Source organism: Streptomyces sp. NPDC006174, from assembly GCF_040614075.1.
GTDB lineage: Bacteria > Actinomycetota > Actinomycetes > Streptomycetales > Streptomycetaceae > Streptomyces.
The window spans coordinates 307,814-325,689 of sequence record NZ_JBEXTJ010000004.1; the positions used below are offsets into that span (position 1 = coordinate 307,814).

General features: G+C 70.6%; 18 protein-coding genes and 1 pseudogene. 14 read left to right on the forward strand and 5 right to left on the reverse strand.

The genetic code is table 11. The annotated features are described in order from the left end of the window. Positions 1 to 104: 104 nt before the first annotated feature. Positions 105 to 1,754, forward strand: coding sequence for a GMC oxidoreductase (locus tag ABZ267_RS11445; RefSeq protein ID WP_356753339.1), 1,650 nt, complete (start codon positions 105 to 107; stop codon positions 1,752 to 1,754). 60 nt (positions 1,755 to 1,814) lie between these two features. Here ABZ267_RS11445 and ABZ267_RS11450 read toward each other — a convergent pair whose 3' ends face one another. The 4 genes from ABZ267_RS11450 to ABZ267_RS11465 all read right to left on the reverse strand — a co-directional run bounded on the left by ABZ267_RS11450 (position 1,815) and on the right by ABZ267_RS11465 (position 7,466). Continuing rightward, complete coding sequence (locus tag ABZ267_RS11450) at positions 1,815 to 2,294, reverse strand: carboxymuconolactone decarboxylase family protein (RefSeq protein ID WP_356753341.1); 480 nt, start codon at positions 2,292 to 2,294, stop codon at positions 1,815 to 1,817. Beyond that, a complete protein-coding gene (locus ABZ267_RS11455) occupies positions 2,291 to 3,370 on the reverse strand; it encodes a dihydrodipicolinate reductase (RefSeq protein ID WP_356753343.1) in 1,080 nt (359 codons plus the stop codon). The genes ABZ267_RS11450 and ABZ267_RS11455 overlap by 4 nt, the downstream gene beginning before the upstream one ends. Before the next feature lie 109 nt (positions 3,371 to 3,479). Beyond that, positions 3,480 to 6,431, reverse strand: coding sequence for a CARDB domain-containing protein (locus ABZ267_RS11460; protein ID WP_356753345.1), 2,952 nt, complete (start codon positions 6,429 to 6,431; stop codon positions 3,480 to 3,482). 165 nt (positions 6,432 to 6,596) lie between these two features. Continuing rightward, the gene (locus ABZ267_RS11465; RefSeq protein WP_356753347.1) at positions 6,597 to 7,466 is read right to left on the reverse strand and encodes a UbiA family prenyltransferase; all 870 of its coding nucleotides are present in this window, start codon (positions 7,464 to 7,466) and stop codon (positions 6,597 to 6,599) included. A 118-nt stretch (positions 7,467 to 7,584) separates the two neighbouring features. Here ABZ267_RS11465 and ABZ267_RS11470 point away from each other — a divergent pair, with 118 nt between their 5' ends. The 8 genes from ABZ267_RS11470 to ABZ267_RS11505 all read left to right on the forward strand — a co-directional run bounded on the left by ABZ267_RS11470 (position 7,585) and on the right by ABZ267_RS11505 (position 13,836). Next, positions 7,585 to 8,637: a 3-oxoacyl-[acyl-carrier-protein] synthase III C-terminal domain-containing protein gene (locus ABZ267_RS11470; protein ID WP_356753349.1), complete on the forward strand. Its 1,053-nt coding sequence runs from the start codon at positions 7,585 to 7,587 to the stop codon at positions 8,635 to 8,637. A 46-nt stretch (positions 8,638 to 8,683) separates the two neighbouring features. Next, on the forward strand, positions 8,684 to 9,211 hold the full coding sequence (locus ABZ267_RS11475) for an isoprenylcysteine carboxyl methyltransferase family protein (protein WP_356753351.1): 528 nt from the start codon (positions 8,684 to 8,686) through the stop codon (positions 9,209 to 9,211). Continuing rightward, entirely contained in the window at positions 9,208 to 10,218 is a 1,011-nt protein-coding gene (locus ABZ267_RS11480) for an FAD-dependent monooxygenase (RefSeq protein ID WP_356753353.1), read from the forward strand. Before ABZ267_RS11475 ends, ABZ267_RS11480 begins: the two co-directional genes overlap by 4 nt. Positions 10,219 to 10,346: 128 nt before the next feature. After that, positions 10,347 to 11,972, forward strand: coding sequence for an MFS transporter (locus ABZ267_RS11485; RefSeq protein ID WP_356753355.1), 1,626 nt, complete (start codon positions 10,347 to 10,349; stop codon positions 11,970 to 11,972). After that, positions 11,956 to 12,411, forward strand: a complete 456-nt coding sequence (locus ABZ267_RS11490) for a VOC family protein (RefSeq protein ID WP_356753357.1) — start codon at positions 11,956 to 11,958, stop codon at positions 12,409 to 12,411. Before ABZ267_RS11485 ends, ABZ267_RS11490 begins: the two co-directional genes overlap by 17 nt. Positions 12,412 to 12,538: 127 nt before the next feature. Next, complete coding sequence (locus ABZ267_RS11495) at positions 12,539 to 12,937, forward strand: DUF6221 family protein (RefSeq protein ID WP_356753359.1); 399 nt, start codon at positions 12,539 to 12,541, stop codon at positions 12,935 to 12,937. A gap of 84 nt (positions 12,938 to 13,021) precedes the next feature. Next, positions 13,022 to 13,399 carry a hypothetical protein gene (locus ABZ267_RS11500; RefSeq protein WP_356753361.1) on the forward strand — a complete coding sequence of 126 codons (378 nt, stop codon included), beginning with the start codon at positions 13,022 to 13,024 and terminating at the stop codon, positions 13,397 to 13,399. Positions 13,400 to 13,632: 233 nt separating this feature from the next. Beyond that, positions 13,633 to 13,836, forward strand: a complete 204-nt coding sequence (locus ABZ267_RS11505) for a cold-shock protein (RefSeq protein WP_003964323.1) — start codon at positions 13,633 to 13,635, stop codon at positions 13,834 to 13,836. Positions 13,837 to 13,940: 104 nt separating this feature from the next. On the opposite strand, the gene ABZ267_RS11510 is transcribed toward ABZ267_RS11505, so the two are convergent. Further along, positions 13,941 to 14,192: a hypothetical protein gene (locus ABZ267_RS11510; RefSeq protein WP_356753363.1), complete on the reverse strand. Its 252-nt coding sequence runs from the start codon at positions 14,190 to 14,192 to the stop codon at positions 13,941 to 13,943. A 217-nt stretch (positions 14,193 to 14,409) separates the two neighbouring features. Here ABZ267_RS11510 and ABZ267_RS11515 point away from each other — a divergent pair, with 217 nt between their 5' ends. The 5 genes and pseudogenes from ABZ267_RS11515 (at position 14,410) to hypE (ending at position 17,875) form a co-directional block, all read left to right on the forward strand. Continuing rightward, positions 14,410 to 14,637 (forward strand): DUF5133 domain-containing protein, encoded by a 228-nt coding sequence (locus ABZ267_RS11515; RefSeq protein WP_356753365.1) that lies wholly within the window; start codon positions 14,410 to 14,412, stop codon positions 14,635 to 14,637. Between the two features lie 9 nt (positions 14,638 to 14,646). Then, on the forward strand, positions 14,647 to 15,762 hold the full coding sequence (locus tag ABZ267_RS11520) for a glutamate--cysteine ligase (RefSeq protein WP_356753367.1): 1,116 nt from the start codon (positions 14,647 to 14,649) through the stop codon (positions 15,760 to 15,762). A gap of 59 nt (positions 15,763 to 15,821) precedes the next feature. Next, positions 15,822 to 16,385: a type 1 glutamine amidotransferase domain-containing protein gene (locus ABZ267_RS11525; RefSeq protein ID WP_356753369.1), complete on the forward strand. Its 564-nt coding sequence runs from the start codon at positions 15,822 to 15,824 to the stop codon at positions 16,383 to 16,385. A 190-nt stretch (positions 16,386 to 16,575) separates the two neighbouring features. Beyond that, positions 16,576 to 17,111, forward strand: a pseudogene (locus tag ABZ267_RS11530) (hydrogenase expression protein HypE); the annotation flags it as partial. Next, positions 17,108 to 17,875, forward strand: coding sequence for a hydrogenase expression/formation protein HypE (gene hypE, locus ABZ267_RS11535; RefSeq protein WP_356753371.1), 768 nt, complete (start codon positions 17,108 to 17,110; stop codon positions 17,873 to 17,875). The pseudogene ABZ267_RS11530 and the gene hypE, both read left to right, overlap by 4 nt. Position 17,876 lies beyond the last annotated feature (1 nt).

The following is a 17,876-nucleotide window of genomic DNA, read 5'->3' on the forward strand; positions in this document are numbered from 1 at the left end:
CCGGGGCCTCTCGGCGTACCGGGAAGTTACCCCTAAGTTTCTCGTGACTTACCACGCGATCGACAGTAGAACCTGTTGCACTCGTCGATAGTGAGGTGCGTCACATGAAAGACATCAAGCTGCATCAAGGCGCTTCCGGAGGCGTCTCCCGTCGAAGATTCATCACAGGAACAGGTTCTCTTCTTGGTGTCGCGGCGCTCGCCGGACCCACCACGCCGGTCTGGGCGTCGCCCCGGGCCGCAGCGGCCCCGATCGGATCCGGCGCCCATGTGCCGGTGCTGATCATCGGCACCGGATACGGCGGCTCGGTCGCAGCCCTCCGGCTGGCCCAGGCCGGTACCGACGTCCACATGGTCGAGATGGGCATGGCCTGGGACACCCCCGGCGCCGACGGCAAGATCTTCGCCAACACCACCAAGCCGGACGACCGCTCCTTCTGGCTGCGGACCAGGACCAAGCAGCCGCTGAGCAACTTCCTCGGCTTCCCGATCGACCGGAACGTCAACCGCTACACCGGAATCCTGGACGCCGAGGAGTTCGCCGGCATCACCGTCTACCAGGGCCGCGGCGTCGGCGGCGGCTCGCTGGTCAACGGCGGCATGGCCGTCACGCCCAAGCGGGAGAACTTCGCCGCCATCCTCCCGTCGGTCGACGCCGCCGAGATGTACAGCACCTACTACCCGCGCGCCAACGCGGACCTCGGCGTCACCACCATCGACCCGGCCTGGTTCGACTCCGTCGACTGCTACCAGTACGCGCGGATCGGCCGGAAGCACGCGCAGCGCTCCGGCTTCCCGTTCCTCTTCGTGCCCGCCGTGTACGACTGGGACTACATGAAGCAGGAGGCTGCCGGAACCGTACCGAAGTCCGCGCTGGACGCCGAGATCCTCTACGGCAACAACTACGGCAAGAAGTCGCTCCAGAAGACCTACATCGACCGGATCAAGGCCACCGGCCGGGTCACCATCACCCCGCTCCACAAGGTCACCCGCGTCTCGCCGGCCTCCGGCGGCGGCTACACGGTCCTCATCGACCAGCTGGACACCACCGGCCGGACCGTCACCACCAAGTCCGTCACGGCGGACAAGGTCTTCTTCGCCGCAGGCAGCGTCGGCACCAGCAAGCTGCTCGTCGGCCTGAAGGCGACCGGCGCCCTGTCCGGTCTCAACAACGAGATCGGCAAGGGCTGGGGCGACAACGGCAACGTCATGTGCGGCCGGGCCAACCACCTCTGGGATCCGACGGGGAAGGTGCAGTCCTCCATCCCCACCGGCGGCATCGACAACTGGGACGCCGGCGGAGCCTTCGCCGAGGTCGCTCCGCTGCCCACCGGGATCGAGACCTGGGCCTCGTTCTACCTCTCGATCACCAAGAACCCGCACCGCGCCGAGTTCACCTGGAACGCGGCGGCGGGCCGGGCCGAACTGAACTGGCAGACGGCGTGGAAGCAGCCGTCCATCGACGCCGCGAAGACCATCTTCGACAAGATCAACAAGAAGGAGGGGACGATCTACCGCACGGACCTCTTCGGGACCTACAAGATCTGGGGCGACCACCTCACCTACCACCCGCTGGGCGGCGCGGTCCTGAACAAGGCCACCGACAACTACGGCCGGCTGCACGGCCATCCGGGTCTGTACGTCATCGACGGCGCACTGATCCCCGGCAACTGCAGCGTCAACCCGTTCGTCACCATCACCGCGCTCGCCGAGCGCAACATCGAACGCATCATCGCCACTGATCTGCGCCCCTGATCAGCACGGCGTACTGAGAGCCCGGGGCCGGGCGTGCCAACCCGGCGGCCCCGGACTCCGTCAGTGACCCGGCAGCACGCACACCGCGTCGATCCCCAGCACATGGTTGAGCCGCCCGAACGCCAGCCACGAGCCGATGCTCATCGTCAGCTCCACGACCTCCACCTGGCTGTAGTGCGCGGTCATCCGCCTCCAGAAGGCGTCGTCGAGACCGTGGTGGTCCAGCGCGTACCGCTCCGCGTACTCCGCCGCCAGCCGCGTCCGCTCGTCGAAGGCGTCCGTCGTACGCCACTCGGTCACCGCCTGCGCGAACTCCTCCTCCACCTTGGCCCCGTCCCGCTCGGTCCGCCAGTCCAGGCAGAACAGGCACCCGTTGACCTGCGCGATCCGCAGCCGCGCGGCCTCGAACTCCCGCAGGCCCAGCGTCGTGTGCTCGTACACGGACATCGAGAAGGTGGCGGCTGCCATGCCGATGCCCGGGACCATCTGGCCCCACACGTAACCGATGGGCTCCTGGCCCTCCGGAATGTCGATGATCACGCCGTTCTCCTTCCCAGCCTGCCGACAGCGGGCCGAAGCGGGACATCGAGTGCGTCGTACAGGCCCGGCTTCGCGTCGACCAGCCAGTCGATCGCCGAGACGAGCCGTCCGACCGCCGTGGCGTTCCCGCCCGCCGACCGGTTCTCGCCCTCGTCGGACGCCTCGACCGTCACCTCGATACGAGGACGGCCCTCGATCACCACCCGGTGCGCGCCCACGCCGTCCGGCGGCGAGGGCCAGTCCGGTGCGCAGGAAGGATGGATACGGGTGATGTGCTCGATGACGATGCGCGGCTCGCCGCCCCTGATGCCCTGCACCTCGAACCGCACCGCGCCCTGCGTTCCGGCCGCGAACTCACCCATCGTGCGCGTGGTCACCGTCGTCTCCAGCGCCCGTCGGTCCAGCGTCTCGCGGATCTCGTCCAGCTCGACTCCGAGCGCCCGGGCCATCAGCCGTATCTGACCGCCCCACACCATCGTCGGAACGCTCTCGGCGAGCATGAGCGGCTGGTAGTTCAACGGGTGGCCCATGCCGATCAGATGGCGTACCGACTCCTCCTGCTCGTACGTGGAGTAGTCGAAGATCTCCTGACACCGGATCACGTCCACCTCGGTGCCCAGTCCGCTCACCAGCAGCGGCAGCACGTCGTTGCCCCAGCCCGGGTCGACCCCGGAGACGAAGAGCGAGCCGCCGCCGTCGGTGATGGCGGCCAGGACGGGATCCCGCAGCTCCGGCGGTGCGTTGCGCTGGTCGTAGAGCGGATAGAGGGACGGTGTGACGACCACCGCTCCGGCGCGGATCGCCCGGCCGATGTCGGTCAGCGCGTCGTCGGGCCGGATGTCGCCGGAGGCCGCGTAGACCACCGCGCGCGGGCGGCCGGCCAGGACGGCGGCGATGTCGTCGGTGGCCGCGACGCCGAGCGGGCGGCCGAGTCCGCCCAACTCGCCCGCGTCCCGGCCGACCTTGGCCGGATCGTGGACGAGAACGGCGGTGAGTGTCAGTGCCGGATGGGCCTCGACGGCGCGGATCGCCGCGCGGTCGACGTTGCCGGTACCCCAGACAACCGTGGGAATCATGCGCGGAGGGTAGCGGCCGGACCTCGCACTTCCCAGAGCCGTGGCGAGGAAAAATGGGTGTTCCCGGGCCGGCGGGTGAACCGCCGACCCGGGAACCGTACAGAGGTGACTACTGTTTGGCGCGTGCGCTGGTCGGGCTGCCGCTGATCGTGAACTGCGAGCCGGGCTCGATCAGGACATGGCCGTCACGCGAGTTGGTGATCGTCACGTTGGTCAGCGTCGCGTTGCCGCGTGCGCCGCCCATCGCGAGGATGCCGGAGCCGTTGTTGGACTTGTCGATCCTGACGTTCTGGATCTTCACGTCCGGCATCAGGCCGCCACCCGTCTTGAACTGGATGCCGTCATAGGTGGAGTCGATGATGTCGGTGTCGCGGATCGTGACGCCGGGGATGGGCAGGTTCTGCGGGAAGAGCGTGATCGCGCCGAACTCCTGGTCCTCGTTCCAGAAGGCTCCGCCGGTGCGGTACAGCGCGTTGTTGGCGATGAGCGTCTGTCCGGAGAAGGGCAGCGGGTCGTGGTCGGTCGCCAGCATGATGGCCGGGTAGTTCATGGTGTCGGAGATGATGTTGTTCTCGATTTTGTTGCCGTAACCGCCGTAGATCGCAATGCCGTTGGCGCGCCACGGCAGTTGGATGGTGTTGTTGCGGAAGCTGTTGTCGTGGCCGATGTCGACGGACTGGTCCTTGACGTACTTGCTGGACCAGACGGCGAGAGCGTCGTCACCGGTGTTGCGGAAGGACGAGTTGTAGACCGTCGAATTCCGTGTGCCGTTGGCGAAGTTGATGCCGTCGGCGTAGGTGTTGCGGATCCGCATCCCGGTGAACTCGACGCCGTCGCCCGGGTTCCACAGGGCCTGGATGTTGTCGTAGTCGCGGCCCGCCCAGACGCCCACGTTGGCGTGCTCGATCCAGACGTTGCTGATCTTCGTGTTCTTGCCGAACCGGCCGTTGAGCGCGACGCCGCCCTCGTGGTTGCCGTCACCGCCGCGGATCGTGCCGGAGCCGAAGATCGCGATGTCGGAAATTTTCGTGTTCTCGTCGATGTCGAAACCGAAGTTGCCTTCGTGCGGGTGGTTGATGCCGCCCGCCTCGTGCGGCGGCGTCAGCGTGTAGAGCTGGGAGTGCCACATGCCCGCGCCCCGGATCGTCACATCACGGATGCCGACCTGGTTCCACTGGCCCCGGTCCAGCGGGTCGTCGGTGAGGATCTTCTGCTCCTGGCGCCACTGGCCCGCCGGGATCCAGACGCAGCCGATCTGGCCGTTCTGGTTGGCCGTCACCGCACGCTGGATGGCGGCGGTGTCGTCGATCCCGTCGTTCGCCACCGCGCCGTACGTCGTGATGGAGACGCAGCCCGACGGCTGAGCGGTCGGCGGTGCGACCTGCTCCAGGTCGATCAGGTCGATGATGTGGAACGCGGCGTTGTCGCCGGCGTCCCGCTGGAGCTTGAACTTGGTTCCCGCCGGATAGGTCTGGGTGAGCAGTGCGTGCGACTCGTCGAAGAGCCGCCGCGCGTCGCCGCCCGGCGTGTTGGTGAGCCCCTCCGGGCTGTCGGTGTTGCCGTACAGCCAGCTGTGCTTGGAGGAGAGGTCGAGCTTGCGGACGAACTGGCCGTTCGCGTAGAGGCTGATGGTCGCCTGGCGGCCGCCACCGCCCGCCGCGTCCGGGATCGAGTTGCGGACGACGATGGAGTTCGACGCGTTGGTCGAGGTGAACTCCACGTACTCACCGGTCGAGTTGAGCCGAACCGACCTGCGGCCCGAGGACTCGGTGGCGAAGTTGGTGTGGCCGAAGGTCCGCTCGGCGTCCGAGGTGAGCAGCGTGCCCTGGTACGCGGCGTCCTCCGCCTCGTACTCCGTGTACGGTACGGCGGCGCCGCGCCCGACGACGATGGAGCGGGCCAGTACGTTGTTGGTCTCGCTGGTCTCCGCGACCAGGTTCGTGGCGTCGGCCGTGGCGGTGAGGGTGGCCCCGCCGCTCGCCGCCGTCCAGCTGCCGCTGATCGGCACGTTCGCCGTGGCGCCTGCCGAGACCGCCGGAGTCGTGCCGTTGAGCGTGGTGGAGCCGACGGTCAGCCGGGTGACGGTGCCCGCGCTCACCGCGCCGGTGCCGCGGTTGTGCACGGCCACGGTGAAGGTGACCGGCGCGCCGACGGCCGGGTTGGACGGGCTGGAGGTGATGGAGCGGACCTCCAGGTCGGGGCCGGGACTCTGGCCGACCACCAGCGGCGATGCGGTGGTGCGGCTGTTGTTGGTGTTGTCCGACTCGACGATGGTGTCGGTCGGGTCCACCAGCGCCGAGACCGTGTACGAGCCCTGCGGCCGCTTGCCGACCGCCACCGACACCGGCGCCGAGGCTCCGGCGGCGAGCGGACCGACCGGTGCGCTGCCCACGACCACGCCGCCCAGGCTCACATTGACGGTGGTCGCCGCCGACGGAGACGTACCGATGTTGCGTACGGTCCCCTGGACGGTGATGTTGTCCGTCTCCGAAGGCGCCGAAGGGCTCCAGGAGAGGGCGCTCACGGTCAGGTCCGGGTTGGGCGCCGGCGTTCCGAACACCTGGATCTCGGCGATCTGGGCTCCGGGCGCTCCGGTGTTGGAGAAGAACTGGAGCTGGAGGTCGGCGGCCCGGCCGCTGACCGGGACCGTCACCGTGTTCCGGTTGGTGGCCGGGTTGAACACATAGCCGGCGCGGGCCTTGAGCGAGGTGAAGCCGGTCCCGCTCTGCGTCCGGCCGAGCACCTGGAACTCCTGGGTCCTGGTGCCCCAGATCGGGTCCGGGTTCAGCTTGATCACCACGGACTGGAGGTCCGCGTCGGCGCCGAGCTTCACCGTGAGGTTCGAGGGATGGCCGTTGGCCTCCCAGTAGGTGTTCACCTGGCCGTCGTTGGCGTTGACGGCCGGGTAGCCGCCGTGCGACCCGCTGGCGGTGACGCTCTTGCCCCGGGCCAGATCGGTCGCCTCAGCCGCTGCCGCCTGGACGGGAAGCAGGCCGACGGTGACGAGGCCGGCTATGAGCAGGCCGGTGATCGATCTTTCGGTGAGCCGTTTCCATCTCATGCTGTCCTCTGCTTCCACAGGTATTTGAGTCTTGCAGTCAATGTTTTGCAAACAGCAGTGGATAGATTTCTGGTCTGTTTCTGATTTGTCAACGGTTCTCGCATGCTCACGTCACGAGGACGTGTTGGCTGACGAATCGTCAGGATGCTTGGACCGGCGTGTCGTTCAGGACAGTGCGGTGCCGCGCGCCAGCAGCAACGCCACATCCGCCGCCGCCACGGCCACCGCGCCCGCCAGCGCCGCCTTGTGCCACCAGCGGCCGAGCACCGGCCCCACCAGCGCCGCCGCACCGGCGAGGACCAGAACGGCCACGGACCCGGCGCCCACCGGACCCGGCGGACCGAGCACCAGAACGGCCGTCGCGGCGAGAAGCGGCACCGGAAGCAGCAGCCGGGTCCCCGTGGCGCCGAGCCGGTGCGGCAGCCCCCGGATACCGGAGTCCCGGTCCGCCTCGATGTCCGGCAGCGTGTCGCCGAGATGGGCCGCACACCCGAGCAGCGCTCCCGCGGTGACCGTCCACCACCGGGGCCACGGCGCGTCGGGCAGGCTGAGCGTCACCAGTGAGGGGAGCGCGGCGAATCCGACGGCGTACGGGAGCCAGGAGAGCACCGTCGCCTTCAGGCGCAGGTTGTAGAGCCAGGCGGCGGCGACCGCGGCGAGGTGCACCGTACCGGCGAGGAGACCGCAGGCCAGCGAGAGCGGTACGCAGAGAGCGCCCGCGACCGCCGCCGCACCCCACACCACGCGGACGGAGACCACACCGTCGGCAACCGGCTTGCCACGCCGCCCGGCCCGCGCGTCGCGCCGAGCGTCGTACGCGTCGTTGCACCAGCCCACCGAGAGCTGGCCGGTCAGCACTGCCGCGCCGACCAAGGCGAGCCGCGCCGGAGTAAGGCCCACGCCGACGGCCAAGGCGCAGGCGAGCGCCGTCACCGCGACCACCGGGCCCGGATGGCAGGCCAGCGCCAGCCCCGCCGCGCGGCCCGGCCACCGGACCGCCGCCGTGGCCGCACCCGCTCCGTCCATGGCGTCCATCCGACGATCGTAGGGACCTGTGGCCGCGTCAACACGGCAGCCGCGCGCTTCTTTTGCCGGGTTTCGCTCATATCTGTGGGCAGGATGGGGTGATGACGTCCTCGACGCAGGAGCCGCAATGACCCGGATCGCCGCGGTCCACGGGGCCCTGCCGCCCCACCGCCACACCCAGCGCGAGGTCACCGACATGGTGGCCGCGACCTGTCTGCCGCCCGGCGCCGACCGCCGCGTCCTGGACCGGCTCCACGGCAACGCCGGCGTCCGCACCCGGCACACCGCGCTGCCGCTCGACGGCTACCGCGACCTGGACGGCTTCGGCGCCGCCAACGACGTGTTCATCCGCTCGGCCGTGGACCTCGGCGGCCAGGCCGTACGCGGTGCCCTGCGCGCGGCCGGGCTCCGGCCCACCGATGTGGACCTGCTGATGTTCACCTCGGTGACCGGCATCGCCGCTCCCTCCATCGACGCCCGGCTGGTGGCCCGCCTCGGCCTGCGCTCCGACGTGAAACGGCTGCCGGTCTTCGGCCTCGGCTGTGTCGCCGGAGCGGCCGGGGTGGCCCGGATCCACGACTACCTGCTCGGCCGGCCCGACGATGTCGCCGTACTGCTCTCTGTCGAGCTGTGCTCGCTCACCTTCCAGCGCCACGACGTGAGCCCCGCCAACCTGGTGGCCACCGCGCTGTTCGGCGACGGAGCCGCCGCGGTGGTCGCGCTCGGCGGACGGCGGGCCACCGCCGGACCCGAGATCGTGGCCACCCGCAGCCGGATGTACCCGGAGACCGAGCACGTGATGGGCTGGTCCGTCGGCTCGACCGGCTTCAGCGTGGTCCTCGATCCCGCCGTGCCCGACGTCGTACGCCAGTACCTCGCCGACGACGTACGGGAGTTCCTCGACGAACACGGCCTCAAACCGAAGGACATCGCGCACTGGGTCTGCCACCCGGGCGGGCCCAAGGTCCTGGAGACCGTCACCGAGGTCCTCGACCTGCCCGACGGGGCGCTCGACGTCACCTGGCGGTCGCTGGCCGACGTCGGCAACCTCTCCTCCTCCTCGGTCCTGCACGTCCTGCGGGACACCATCGAACACCGCCGCCCCGAACCGGGCACCCCCGGACTCCTGCTGGCCATGGGCCCGGGCTTCTGCTGCGAACTGGTGCTGCTGCGCTGGTAGCACTGAGCGCACCGGCCCCCGACCCGCCCGTGAACAGGAGCGCCACATGATCTGGTACACCGCCCTGGTCCTCGCCGTCGCCGTCGAGCGCCTCGCCGAACTCGTCGTCGCCCGCCGCAACACCCGCTGGAGCCTGGCCCGTGGCGGAACCGAGGCGGGCAGCGGCCACTACCCGGCGATGGTCGTCCTGCACACCGCCCTGCTCGCCGGGTGCCTGGCCGAGGTCCACCTCGCCGACCGCCCCTTCCTGCCGGCCCTCGGCTGGACCATGGTGGCGGCCGTCGTCGCGGCGCAGGCGCTGCGTTGGTGGTGCATCACCGCGCTCGGCCCCCGGTGGAACACCCGCGTCATCGTCGTCCCCGGCCTTCCCCTGGTGACCGGCGGCCCCTACCGGTGGCTGCGCCACCCGAACTACGTGGCCGTCGCCGCCGAAGGCATCGCGCTGCCTCTCGTCCACGGGGCCTGGGTGACCGCGCTGCTCTTCACCGCGCTCAACGCCGTCCTCATGGTGGTCCGGATCCGCTGCGAGGACGCGGCGCTGGCCCGCCTCCCGGTGGCGGACGTACGGGTGTGATCGACGTCCTGGTCGCGGGAGGCGGCCCGGCGGGGCTGGCCGCCGCGATCCTGGCCGCCCGGGCGGGCCTGGAGGCGGTGGTCGTCGAACCCCGTTCCGCGCCGGTCGACAAGGCCTGCGGCGAAGGCATCATGCCCGGCGGTCTCGCCGCGCTGCACGGACTCGGCGTGCGGCCTGCCGGCCATCCGCTGCGCGGCATCCGGTACACCGACGGCCGGCGCAGCGCGGAGGCGGAGTTCCGAGGCGCGTACGGGCTCGGCGTCCGGCGCACCGTCCTGCACACGGCCCTCCACGAGCGGGCCGAGGCCCTCGGCGTACGCATCGTGGAAGGCAAGGTCCGGCAGGTCAGCCAGGACCCGGACACCGTCACCGCCGCCGGGCTGACCGCGCGCTGGCTGATCGCCGCCGACGGGCTCCACTCACCTCTGCGGCGCGCCCTCGGCCTCGACCATCCCGCCACCGGACCCGGCCGCTACGGCCTGCGCCGCCACTACCGCACCGCCCCGTGGACCGACCTGGTCGAGGTCCACTGGTCGCCGTACGGTGAGGCGTACGTGACCCCGGTCGGCGAGTACCTGGTGGGCGTGGCCGTCCTCAGCCGCGACCGCCGCCCGTACGAGGAGCACCTGGCCGCCTTCCCGGCCCTCGCCGCCCGGCTCGGCCCGCACGCCACTCCCGTACGCGGCGGGGGCCCGCTCCGGCAGCGGGCCCGGCGGCCACGGGCCGGCCGTGTCCTGCTGGTCGGCGACGCGGCGGGCTACACCGACGCGCTGACCGGAGAAGGCATCGCGCTCGCCGTGGCCACCGCGACGGCGGCGGTCGGCTGCCTGGCCGCCGGACGGCCCGAGGACTATCCGGCGCGGTGGGCGCGGGCCACACGCCGCTACCGGCTGCTCACCCAGGCCCTGCTGCGCGCCGCCGCCCACCCCGTACCGCGCCGGATGATCGTCCCGGCGGCCCACCGCGCACCCGCCCTCTTCCGTACGGCGGTCCGCGCGCTCCAGTGATCGAATGGCGAGGCCCTGGGTTCCGTCATAACGTCGGTTCGGTGAACGCCCGCGTTCATCCGGCCGACGGAGAGACCGACCGCCCCTGACCGGGCGCAGCGCCCTCGGAACGAGAGACGAACCCACTCATGACGGGCTCCCACGCGACACCCGGCACCACAGCCCGGCCCGCTCAGCGGAGCCGGGGCAGCGGACTGGCACTCCTCGTCATCGCCTCGTGCCAGCTGATGGTGGTCCTCGACATCACCATCGTCAACATCGCGCTCCCGCACATGCAGAAGTCCCTGGGCTTCTCCACCGAGAACCTGTCCTGGGTGGTCAACGCCTACACGCTGACCTTCGGCGGACTGCTGCTGCTCGGCGGACGGCTCGGTGACATCCTCGGCCGCCGCCGCGTCTTCATCTTCGGCGTGCTGCTCTTCGTGCTCGCCTCGCTGCTCGGCGGACTCTCCCAGGAGTCCTGGCAGTTGCTGGCCGCGCGCTCGCTCCAAGGTGTCGGCGGCGCCATCGCCTCGCCGACCGCGCTGTCGCTGATCACCACGACCTTCCGCGAGGGCCCCGAACGCAACCGGGCGTTCGGCGTGTTCGCCGCGGTCTCGGCCGGCGGCAGCGCGATCGGGCTGCTGGCGGGCGGAATGCTCGTCGAATGGCTCGACTGGCGGTGGGTCCTCTTCGTGAACGTGCCCATCGGCCTGCTCATCGCCCTCGCCACACCCCGCTACATCCGCGAGTCCGAACGCCACCCGGGCCACTTCGACGTCGTCGGCGCGCTCACCTCCACGGTCGGCATGGTGCTGCTGGTCTACGGCTTCATCCGCGCCTCCGAGGACGGCTGGAGCGACCCGCTCACCCTCGGCTCCTTCGCCGCCGCGCTCGTGCTCCTGGCGCTCTTCATCTCCATCGAGAGACGCTCCCGGCAGCCGATCACTCCGCTGTGGATGTTCCGCGACCGCAACCGCGCCGGCACCTACGCGATGATGCTGAGCCTGGCCGCGGCGATGTTCGGGATGTTCTTCTTCCTGACGCTCTTCGTGCAGAACGTGCTCGGCTTCAGCCCGCTGCGGGCCGGACTCGCCTTCCTGCCGGTCAGCGTCGTCATCGCGGTCGGTGCCGGCCTGGCCTCCCAGCTGCTGCCCAAGTGGGGGCCGAAGCCCTTCATGGTGACGGGCGCGCTGCTGGCCGCCATCGGGCTCGGCTGGCTCACGCTGACCGATGTCCACAGCTCGTACCTCGGCTCCATCCTCGGTCCGATGCTCGTCTTCGGCTTCGGCATGGGCATGCAGTTCGTCTCCCTGACGCTGATGGCGGTCTCCGGAGTCGCGCCGAAGGAGGCGGGCGCCGCGTCCGGCATCCTCAACGCGACCCAGCAGGTCGGCGGCTCCCTCGGGCTGTCGATCCTGGTGACCATGTTCGGTACGGCCAGCCGCCACGAGTTCACCGACCAGCTCCCGCGCTTCATGGAACAGGCCACTTCGGCCCAGCAACAGCAGTTCCGGAGGACTCAGGAGCTGCCACCGCCGTGGGGCCACGAGGTCCTCGCCGCAGGTGTCTCCAGCGCCTTCGTCATCGCGGCCTGCTTCGCCGTCCTCGCCGCGCTGGTCGCCCTGTTCGTCATCCAGGTCCGCCCCTCCGACCTGGCCCGCCTCCAGGGCGGCGCGACCCCCGGCGAGACGGTGCCCGGGAAGACCGACGGAACCTCCGAAACATCCGACGACCCAGCGAAAGGGCCGCACAGCCATGGACTGGACCCTTGAAGTGATCGTGCTCCCGGTGACCGACCTGGACCGGGCCCGCGACTTCTACCGGGACAAGCTCGGCTTCCACGTCGACATCGACGGCGAGGTCATGCCGGGCGCACGCGTCGTCCAGCTCACCCCGCCCGGCTCGGGCTGCTCGATCGCCCTGACCGACGGCGTGCCGAACCCGACCGGCGACCCGCAGCCGGGCACGTACCACGGCCTCCAGCTCTGCGTCACCGACATCGGGGCCGCGCACGCGGAGCTCGTCGCACGAGGGGTCGAGGTCTCCGAGCCGCAGCGGTACGCCCCTGAGGACGGCGCCACGTTCATGTACTTCACCGACCCGGACGGCAACGGCTGGGCCGTGCAGGAGTACCGCCGCCGGCTGACCGAGCCCCTCCACCAGGTCCTCGCCGATCTCGCCGCGGAAGGGGCCGGTGAGACGGCGGACTGACCCGCTCGTCCTCTCTGCCGCCCACCACCGCCCGCACCGCCTGCCGTGGTGGATCGCGCCGCTCCGGTCCACCACAATGCTCCCCGTATCACCACAGTGATCCATGAACACGAGGGAGCAGCATCCAATGGCCGGCAACGCAGACATGGTGGCCTTCGTCCGGGCGCGTCTCGCCGATGAGGAACAGGTCGCCCTGGCTGCCGGCGGGGACCGATGGCGGTGTCCGGCGGATGTGCCCGGCGAGGTCCACGACCGCCGGGGCGGTGTCGCCTTCACGGTGCGCGACAGCGGCTTCGACCACCACATCGCCCTCCAGGACCCGGCTCGCACGCTGGAGCGCATCGAGACGCACCGGGTGCTGCTGGGGGAGTACGTCGAGGTCGCCGAGCTGGACACCGACCGCCCGGTGCAGGACTTCCGCTCCGGCCGTGCGGCGGGCCTGGGGTTCGCCGTACGGCAGCTGGCCGCCGAGTACGCCGGGCACCCGGACTACCAGGCGCGGTGGCTGCCGCGGTTCATCCAGTAGTCACGGCGACGAGCGGCCCGGGAACCGGTAACTTACTCGCAAGTAAGTCACGTTTCCGGACCGCTCGTCGACGTAAGGAGCCTCATGGCCTCCCGGACCCGTTCTCCTCTGCTGCTCGCCGGACTCATGGCGGGGGCGGGGGTGCTCCACTTCGCGGTGCCGAAGGTGTTCGACGCCACCGTCCCCCGGATCCTGCCCGGATCGCCCCGGACCTGGACGTACGCCAGCGGAGTGGTCGAACTCGCCCTCGCCGCGGGCCTGGCGCACCCCCGGACGCGCGGCGCCGCCGCCCGGGCGACCGCGGGCTTCTTCGTCGGAGTGTTTCCGGCCAATGTGCAGATGGCCGTGGACTGGCGTGACCGGCCCCGGCCGCAGCGGGCCGCCGCCCTGGCCAGGCTGCCTGTCCAACTGCCGCTGGTCCTCTGGGCGCGGAGCGTCGCCCGCGGTGGAGACACGCCCTGAACGGGGAGCGATCGGTGCGGTTCGAGCCACCTGCCCGCAGGAAGATCCACACCAAAATGGCGTTGCTCTCTGGTGAGGAGTGATCCCGCCGTGTAGCGTCGCCGACAGATGTCGTGGTTCGCAGTACCTGCCCGCGCCTGGCGCGGGCGTTTTGCTGTGCAGTGCCTGAGAACCAGGGCGATCACCTCCGGGTCCGCGCGGTGCGGATCCGTTTACTGCTGAGAGGTACAGGCATGGCCAGCGGAACCGTCAAGTGGTTCAACTCGGAAAAGGGCTTCGGCTTCATCGCGCAGGACGGCGGTGGCCCCGACGTCTTCGCGCACTACTCCAACATCAACTCCACCGGCTTCCGTGAGCTCCAGGAAGGCCAGGCGGTGACCTTCGACATCACCCAGGGCCAGAAGGGCCCGCAGGCGGAGAACATCACCACCGCCTGATCCGGGTTGAACGACTCCGAGGCCCCCGGGACGCATCGCGTCCCGGGGGCCTCGGACGTCCGGGACCGGCGCTTCGGCGGGTCCCGGACGGATGCGGCGGCCGGCTAGCCCGTGGACTCGTCCGGTGTCGGGTGCTCCTCCGGATGCGCACCTGCGTTGCGCGGCTTCTCCCGGCCGGAACCCGCCTCGTCCGGGTCGGGCCGGTCGCCGCTCTCGCGGGCCACCCGGTCCGGGATCGGTATGTCGAGGGCGTCCTCGCCCTCCTGGTTCTGCTGGTCCGGCATGTCCGCCGGTACGGGAGGCGGGCTGCCGGAAGCCCCGGTGTAGGCGGTGCCTTCCGGCCTGCGGTCGGTCATGAGAGCTTCCTTCCGTGCTGCCCCGGCAGTGTCCGGGGACGGGTCGTCCGTCCTGGTGGGTACCCCTCGCGGCCCGATCGATGCACCGCAGGCCGTACCTCGGGAGACTTCCCGCACGGGGGTATGGCCCGCGCATGTCGGGGTACTCGGGGCTGTGCCCGAGCACACGAGCCGGGCACATGACATTCACGAGGATTTCCGCGGAAGGACCCCCCGCATGCTGATGGCCCATCCCACCGTGCTGCGCAATCTCGTCGAGCAGTACGAGGCCCTGCGTCTGCTGCACGCGGAGAACGGCTCCACCGAGGCGCGGCAGCGCATGGACGACATCGCCTACACCCTGTGCGTCTCGACGGGCACCGGCGATGTCGACAGCGCGCTGGTCGCCGCCCGGCACCGGCTGCCCGGGGCCCGACCCGAGGACGACTCCATCCTCTCGGCCTGATTTCGCCGGATGAACACCGAAGGGGTGGGCGCATTGGTACGGACTGTTGGTGTGGAAGAGGAATTGCTGCTGGTCGACCCGGAGAGCGGGGAGGCGCGTGCCCTGTCGACGGCCGTGCTGGCCCTCGCCGAGCGGGACGCGGAAGGGGAGTCGGCCTTTGAGCCGGAGCTGCACCGCCAGCAGCTGGAGTTCGCCACGCATCCCTGCCGCGAGATGGACGAGATCGCCGAGGCGGTGCAGCGGTGGCGGGCCGAGGCGATCCGGCACGCCGCCGACGTGGGCGCCTCGGTCGCGGCCCTGGCGACCTCGCCGCTGCCGGTCAGCCCGACGATCGGGACGGGCGAGCGGTACAACTGGATGGCGGAGCACTACGGGCTGACCGCGCAGGAGCAGCTGACCTGCGGCTGCCACGTACATGTCTCGGTCGAGTCGGACGAGGAGGGCGTCGCGGTCCTCGACCGGGTGCGGGTCTGGCTGCCGACCCTGCTCGCCCTGAGTGCGAACTCGCCGTTCTGGCAGGCGCAGGACACCCGGTACGCCAGCTACCGCAGCCGGGTGTGGGGCAGGTGGCCCTCGGCCGGACCCGTGGAGCTCCACGGATCGGCCGAGCGGTACCACGAGCAGGTGCGGGACCTGGTGGGCACCGGCGTGCTCAAGGACGAGGGGATGGTCTACTTCGACGCGCGCCTCTCGGCCAACTACCCCACAGTGGAGGTCAGGATCGCGGACGTCTGCCTGGACCCGGCGGACACCGTGCTGCTGGCCACGCTGGTGCGGGCGCTGGTGGAGACGGCCGCGCGGGAGTGGCGGGCCGGAGAGCCTCCGCTGGACACCAACGTGGCGCTGCTGCGGGTGGCGTCCTGGCAGGCGGCCCGGTCGGGTCTGGACGACCGGCTGATCCACCCGCGCACCCTGCGGCCCGAGCCCGCGGCCGACGTGCTCCAGGCGCTCGTCACCCATGTGCGGGACGCCCTGGAGGACAGCGGCGACCTCAAGGCCGCCCAGAAGGCGCTGACCACTCTGGAGCGGCGCGGCAACGGGGCCAGGGTCCAGCGCGAGATCCTGGAGCGGACCGGAAGCCTCCGCGACACCGTCGCGGAATGTGTCCGCATCACCGGCGGATGAGCGGAAAGCAGCACCTACGGACGACATGACCGTATGACGTGTGAGGAAAGGAGCAGCACATGGCCACCACCGATCTCGGCAACCGCCGGATCCTGGCGATCGTCACCAACTACGGGGTCGAGCAGGACGAACTCGTCGTCCCCGTGAAGCACCTGCGCGACCACGGGGCCGAGGTCAGCGTCGCGGCGGTCTCCGACGACGAGATCCGCACCCTCGTGGGCGACCGCGACCCCGGCGACACCGTGCGGCCCGACCTCACGCTGGCCGACGTCGACCCCGCCGCGTACGACCTCCTGCTCGTGCCGGGCGGCACGCTCAACGCCGACACCCTGCGCCTCCAGGACGCCACCACCCGGATCGTCAGCTCGTTCGCGGCGTCCGGCAGGCCCGTCGCGGCCATCTGCCACGGCCCGTGGGCGCTGATCGAGGGCGGCTACGTCCAGGGCAAGACCCTGACCTCGTACGCGTCCCTCAAGACCGACCTCACCAACGCCGGCGGCTCCTGGGTCGACAAGTCGGTGATCCGCGACGACGAGGGCGGCTGGCCGCTGATCACCTCGCGGACGCCCGACGACCTGAAGGACTTCCTCCGCGAGATCGACGCGGTGCTCACCGAGTCCTGACGCCCGGCCCGACGGCCCCCGCTCGCGTACCGCGGCGGGGGCCGTCGGCGTGTCCGCGTACGGCAGCGCCGGAACAGTGCAACGAGGCAAGAGGGCCACCGCGCACTTACCGCCCGGGACGCGCGCGCGGTATCCAGGAATGAGGCTGCCGGTAAGAAGTTCCTGAAGCGGGCCGACCCGAGGAGGGCTCATGGACGCCCCGACCGCCGCTACGGCCGACACGGACGTACTGGACACACCTCAGGAAGACCCGACCGTTCACATTCTGTGGATCAACGCCGGGCTGAGCTGCGACGGGGACTCCGTCTCCCTGACCGCCGCCACCCAGCCGAGCATCGAGGAGCTCGCGCTCGGCGCCCTGCCAGGACTGCCCAAGGTCGCCGTCCACCGGCCGCTCATCGACTACGCGTGCGGGCCGGTCCAGGGCGCCGACAACTTCGTGGAGTGGTTCTTCAAGGCCGACCGCGGCGAGCTGGAACCTTTCGTCCTCGTGGTCGAGGGCTCCATCCCGAACGAGCGCATCAAGCCAGAGGGCTACTGGTGCGGCTTCGGTGACGACCCCGAGACCGGCCAGCCCATCACCACCAGCGAGTGGCTCGACCGCCTCACGCCCAAGGCCCTCGCGGTGTCGCCATCGGCACCTGCGCCACCTACGGCGGCATCCACGCCATGGCCGGCAACCCGACCGGAGCCATGGGCGTGCCGGACTACCTCGGCTGGGAGTGGCCGGAGCCGTCCCGGCCTACCTCTCCTGCGGCTTCATCCTGGAGGAAGGCGTCGAGCTCTCCGCCGTCGGCCGGGTGGCGCAGGCGCCCGGTGACGCCGCGCGTACCGCCGGATTGACCGTCGCGACCGGCGACACCAAGGTCGTCGACGCCGGACACGGTGACGGGATCTTCATCAACACCGCCGGGATCGGACTGGTCCCCGACGGCGTCGACATCCGCCCGCAGCGGGCCGCGCCCGGAGACGCGGTGCTGGTCAGCGGTCAGATCGGCGTCCACGGCGTGGCCATCATGAGCGTGCGCGAAGGGCTGGAGTTCGGCGTCGAGATCCAGAGCGACACCGCGTCCCTGGCCGGCATGGTGGCCGACACGCTCGCGGTCTGCCAGGACCTCCACGCCCTGCGCGACCCGACCCGAGGCGACCTCGCCACCTCGCTCAACGAGATCGCCGGAGCGGCCGGAGTGGGCATCACGCTCGACGAGCGGTCCCTGCCGGTGCCCGACACCGTCGCCAACGCCTGCTCCTTCCTCGGCCTCGATCCGTTGCACGTCGCCAACGAAGGCGAGCTCGTCGCCTTCGTACCGCCCGATCACGCCGAAGCCGTCCTCGAGGCGATACGCGCCCATCCGCTCGGCAAGGAGTCGGTGTGGATCGGTACCTGCGTGGAGGACCATCCCGGCATGGTCGTGGCCGCCACCGGCCTCGGCGGGACCCGGGTGGTGGACATGCCGCTCGGTGAGCAACTACCGCGGATCTGCTCATAAC